Below are 4,899 nucleotides of genomic sequence, written 5' to 3'. Positions count from 1 at the left end.
TGTTTTGAGCTGACTTCGTCAGTTCTATCTACAACCTCAAAACGGTGTTTTGAGCAGGCTACGGCTAGCTTCCTAATTTGCTCTTTGATTTTTTGAGTATAAGGACATGTTGGATTCTATGTGCTGTATTGTCAACAATACACTCTTCTTCCTGTATATCTACCAACATGATTTACAGAATTTTATTTTACTATAATTTTACCTATATTCCAAGACAGAAATAAAATAATCAAGAACAAAAACGCATATAACCAATAACTAGCTATATGCATTTTAACACTTAAAGCGAACTGTTAAGTTGCGACTAGTGGTATCCAGTCCTAAGTAAGTCGGAAATATACAGTTTATTTACGACTAGCAAGGCATTTACCCGGCAATAAGAGCTCATCTAAATTGACTTTTTCTTAAAGTAGAAATTTCTACGAAAACTATCTAAATAAACTTTTAATCTCTATGACGGACAAAACATGTCTCAGTTATTCATCAACATCCAAGGTTCTAGTAGTTGACCCACTCCCCATTGGAGTTAACTTTATAACCATCTACTATAGTATTAACCGCTAATCTTCCGCTTTCATTGACATAGTACCATTTGTCTCCAACTTGGAACCATTGATTTACCTTCATTGCACCAGATGATTCCTGATAGTACCAATGGTCTCCATCTTTTATCCAACCAGTTGCCATTGAACCGTTAGCATTGAGATAGTACCACACACCACTGGATTCAACCCAGCCAGTAGACATTGCTCCGCTCTCACTCAAATAATACCATTGGTTACCATCTCTGACCCAACCAGTTGCCATTGAGCCGTTAGCATTGAGATAGTACCACACACCACTGGATTCAACCCAGCCAGTAGACATTGCTCCACTCTCACTCAAATAATACCATTGATTACCATCTCTGACCCAACCAGTTGCCATCGCACCAGTAGAACTCAAGTAGTACCATTTATCCGCTTCCTGATGCCAGCCTTTCACCACTTCACCAGCAGATGTATAAAAATACCACGCACCATTTTCTTGCTTCCAACCAGTCGTTATTGGAACTTTAGTCTCAGTTTTAATAACATCTCCTACATAAGATTGGAGGTAACGAGGAGCAAAAGAAGTAAGAGGAGAGTTTGCTACCATTCTATCTGAAGACCCCAAAGATAATTTATCCTTCTCTGACTTCCTTTCTGTCATCTCCTCAGATACATTTTCTCTTACTGTATTCATGGTCTCGACAGGATTTTCTTTCGCATCTTCAGGAATTCTACTGCCAGCTAGTGTAACTGGTAAATCATGCATACTGTCAATTCTACCGGCCAGTAGACCTGTAATTTCTTGACCTGCATCTTCTTTATTAAAGGTGAAAAGTAGAGTTTTTTGATCTGCTTGGGTCAAGAAGGTAGCTTTGTGTCCATTCGCTAAAGTCAAAGTCGGAATAGAATTTACTAGTACCTCAGAATCAAATTGCATAGCTAAGATACCTTGTTCTGCATCCTCTTCTTCTGTTTCCAATTTACGAACGTCCCTGATAGTTACACTCGTTGGATATACCGGATCTTTTGTTAAAAAGTCCCAATTAAATTTTCTAAATGATAGGGTATAGTCATTTTGTCCTTTTTCAGTGTGTTCATACAAGATACCATACTCCCCATTTCCTAATTCTTGGAGCGAATTATAGGCAAACTCTCCTTTTTGAATTGGTCTATGATGTAACCAAGTCAAGTCTCCGTTGTCCTCTACACGAGCCAAATGAGCCATTCCATTCGTCCGTTTAGGTCCTCCTGAATTGGTTAAAATGATGTATTCTTTTCCTTCGTGCATGGTGTGAATAGCAGCCATTTGGACATAAACATCTTTAACCTGATTGTATCTCTTGATTTCCTTGTCCCAAGTTTGCCCACCATCTTTACTTGTGGCAACCTGTAAATCACCCGTTAATCCTCTCATAAAGAGTTTCACATCACCATTATTTAACTGTACAGCAACTGACTCTGTATTTTGGGCAGGACTATTATTCATAGTTGAGGAATGAATTTTCCTTCCGCCTACTGTCCTATCATCATTGACAGCAGCTCCAGCCTGCCATGTTTCTCCATGATCATCTGAATAAATCAAACGAGAAGACTGGGATCCGCTTAGATGGGAGATAGCATTGGTGGTATAAGTAGGAACTAAGATACGACCCTTGTGCTCTCCTGTTCTAAGCACAATTCCTGTACCTGGACCTGTTCCTAAAAATTTCATCCAATCTTGGCGAATTGATGGTGTAATATCTCTTGGTTGCGACCATGTTTTCCCATCATCATCACTATAAGAAAGCCACAAATAGCTCGTATAGGCTACACGAAATGGATTTTTAGCAGATGGAGCAAAGTAGATATTCCCAAGAAGCTCTTCTCCTTTATAGAGGTCACCCTTATCTCTGTAGGCTTCTTCTTTTGGATCCACTACAACGCGATAATCTGTTTTTTGATTATTTGCATCATATACTTCTCCGTTTTCTCGGACAGTATATGCTTGATTTTCCCCTTGTTTATATAGTAATTGATAGTGCTTATCTCCAACTTGTTGATAAGCTTTTTGAGGTTTGTTTGGCATTCCAAAGACAGCTCGACCTTCTGGAAACATATCGTAGATTGAAAAAATTCTCTTTGTGGTAGGATCTTGAACCAAGACCATATCGATATTAAGTGGAGATGGTGCCTGCGGATCTTTTGCTTCTGGATTGTCTCGCAAGTTGGTCAAGGTTAAGGTTGGCTGCCAAGTAGTTCCCCCATCCTCACTTCTCCTAACGACCATAGCAATATCTCCCCAATCAGAATGGTGGAGACGACGCTGATCTGCCCCTGCCAGTAATGTTCCTTTATCCGTACGTAGCAAAGCTGGAATCCGATAACTCTTAATTCCTTCACTATTTGGCTTACCATTGACACCGCTCATAAACAACTCTTGCTTCTCTGTCAAGACTGCCCCTTCAGGAAGTGACGGCTCAATATCTGTCACATCAAATAACTGGCTACGTTTTTTGACTTCCTCTGGAGTTAGAGCACGATTGTATACAGTCAGATTACGAATAGAGAGATTTGAGCCCCACTTCAGTTCTCCTGCTCTATTAGTTGCACCTAACTGAAGTTTATCCACATCTGGCATGCCTGCCAGGAATTTCCCTGACTTTTTATTCGTACGAGATAATACACCATTCACATAAAGACGAACCTGACCATTTGGACTATCCTTTCTTGGTCTTTCAACAGTAAAAGTAACCGAATTATACTTGCCTGGTCTAATCTTCAAAGGCGCATCTGTATAACTTCCATAAAATTGGCTACCATCAGCTCCACGTCCCTCTATCAAAGCTGTCCCATTATTGATTGCCATTGTAAAGTACTCATTTACTTTAGTTGTACTGGAAGCAGAAAAGAGATTGTAAAAACTAGGACCATCAGCAGCCGGTTTGAACTCCACATGAACAGTTGCATTTTGGAGTCCCTTTACTTTCTCTAATTCATCAGACAAGTCTACTCTTTTTCCATTTGAATCATTCGTCTCTAAGTCATCTTTTTCTATCACTGTTTCGACATTTTCCAAATCTCGTGCATAGTAATCTCTTGGAATTTTTTCTTCTTGCTTATCTTCCCTTTCTTGTTCTTGCTCATTGCCAGAAAGTTCAGTCTCTGAAACAGACTCTACATGCTCTGCAGGAAGAGTTATATTTTCTCCTTCCTCAGAAGGCTGGCTCTTTTCTGTATCAGTTAGGGTTGAGCTCCCCCCCCCCCGAAAGTTGAGTTTCATTTGCCAGAGGTTGCTCACTCGCCCCTTCTTGAGCTAAAACAGGAGACGTTCCAAACACCACTGCTCCCACAATCATAGAAACCGCTCCTACCGATAGTTTCCTAATGCTATAACGACACTTACGTTCTTGAACATTCCGATTCATACTGTTCCTCTCTATATCTATATCCCGATTTCTGAAATAAGACATTTACTCCAGAAAATGCACTTAGTTTGTCTTTTCTTAACTTTCTTTTACTACAGTTCATTTAAATGACAAAAATGAACTAAACAAACTATCTCAAATTGGTGCCAAATTTCCCCTCTCCTTTCTCCGATCAGACTCCTACCAATCTAGTTTATCTACCAGGACACCGCTGCAATTAAACTAAAATATCTCTTTATAAGCAAATTATTGGACATCAGCTTATGCTATTTACACCATACTTCCTGCTCAATCCTTATCGAACACTTTTTCAAATAGCTTTTCATAAGCATAAATACTTGTAGAAATAATGGGAAATATAATCAAGCTCACAATCAGAATCTTATCCAGCTTAAAGGGGACAATCCCAAATAAGTGAAGAAATAAATCAATCAGAAAACTGTCGAAAAAAACTGTCAAAAGTAGTTCAATTTGTCTTTTTCTCTGCTTTTTTGTCTTGAATGCCTTAAATATCATATTATTCCCCTTTTCTAAGCTTCAATCCCTTCTCTCTATCTGTCATTTCGCATAGCTGCTACTATTTTTACAGCAATCTATCTTTAAATATACATAAAGATAAGATTCTATCACTTTTTATAAGTGTTAGCAAATTTATTATACCTCATTTCTAAAACGCTTTCAATACAGTGTAGTATAATAGATTTTAGTTTCAAGAAACTCTTTTGTATAATAATATCCTTGAAAGTAGTTTCAGATGAACATTTATAGTCCATAAAAAGAAAACAGAGACTCATCTGTTTTTTACACTCAATGAAAATCAAAGAGCAAACTAAGAAGCTAGCCGCATGATGCTCAAAACACCGTTTTGAGGTTGCAGATAGAACTGACGAAGTCAGCTCAAAACACCGTTTTGAGGTGGCAGATAGAACTGACGAAGTCAGCTCAAAACACCGTTTTGAGGTGGC

At 38.7% G+C, this 4,899-nt stretch carries 3 protein-coding genes; all 3 read right to left on the bottom strand.

All coding sequences use genetic code 11. The annotated features are described in order from the left end of the window. Positions 1–498: 498 nt before the first annotated feature. Positions 499–3,789 carry a sialidase domain-containing protein gene (locus HT691_RS10985; protein WP_171043184.1) on the bottom strand — a complete coding sequence of 1,097 codons (3,291 nt, stop codon included), beginning with the start codon at positions 3,787–3,789 and terminating at the stop codon, positions 499–501. Beyond that, complete coding sequence (locus tag HT691_RS10980; protein WP_078800240.1) at positions 3,746–3,934, bottom strand: YSIRK-type signal peptide-containing protein; 189 nt, start codon at positions 3,932–3,934, stop codon at positions 3,746–3,748. Before HT691_RS10980 ends, HT691_RS10985 begins: the two co-directional genes overlap by 44 nt. Positions 3,935–4,222: 288 nt before the next feature. Next, positions 4,223–4,450: a hypothetical protein gene (locus HT691_RS10975; RefSeq protein ID WP_000576348.1), complete on the bottom strand. Its 228-nt coding sequence runs from the start codon at positions 4,448–4,450 to the stop codon at positions 4,223–4,225. Positions 4,451–4,899 lie beyond the last annotated feature (449 nt).

Source organism: Streptococcus sp. 477, assembly GCF_013277295.1.
GTDB lineage: Bacteria > Bacillota > Bacilli > Lactobacillales > Streptococcaceae > Streptococcus > Streptococcus pseudopneumoniae.
The sequence above is the reverse complement of the archived record's forward strand: the minus strand, read 5'-3'. Positions and strand labels throughout refer to the sequence as shown.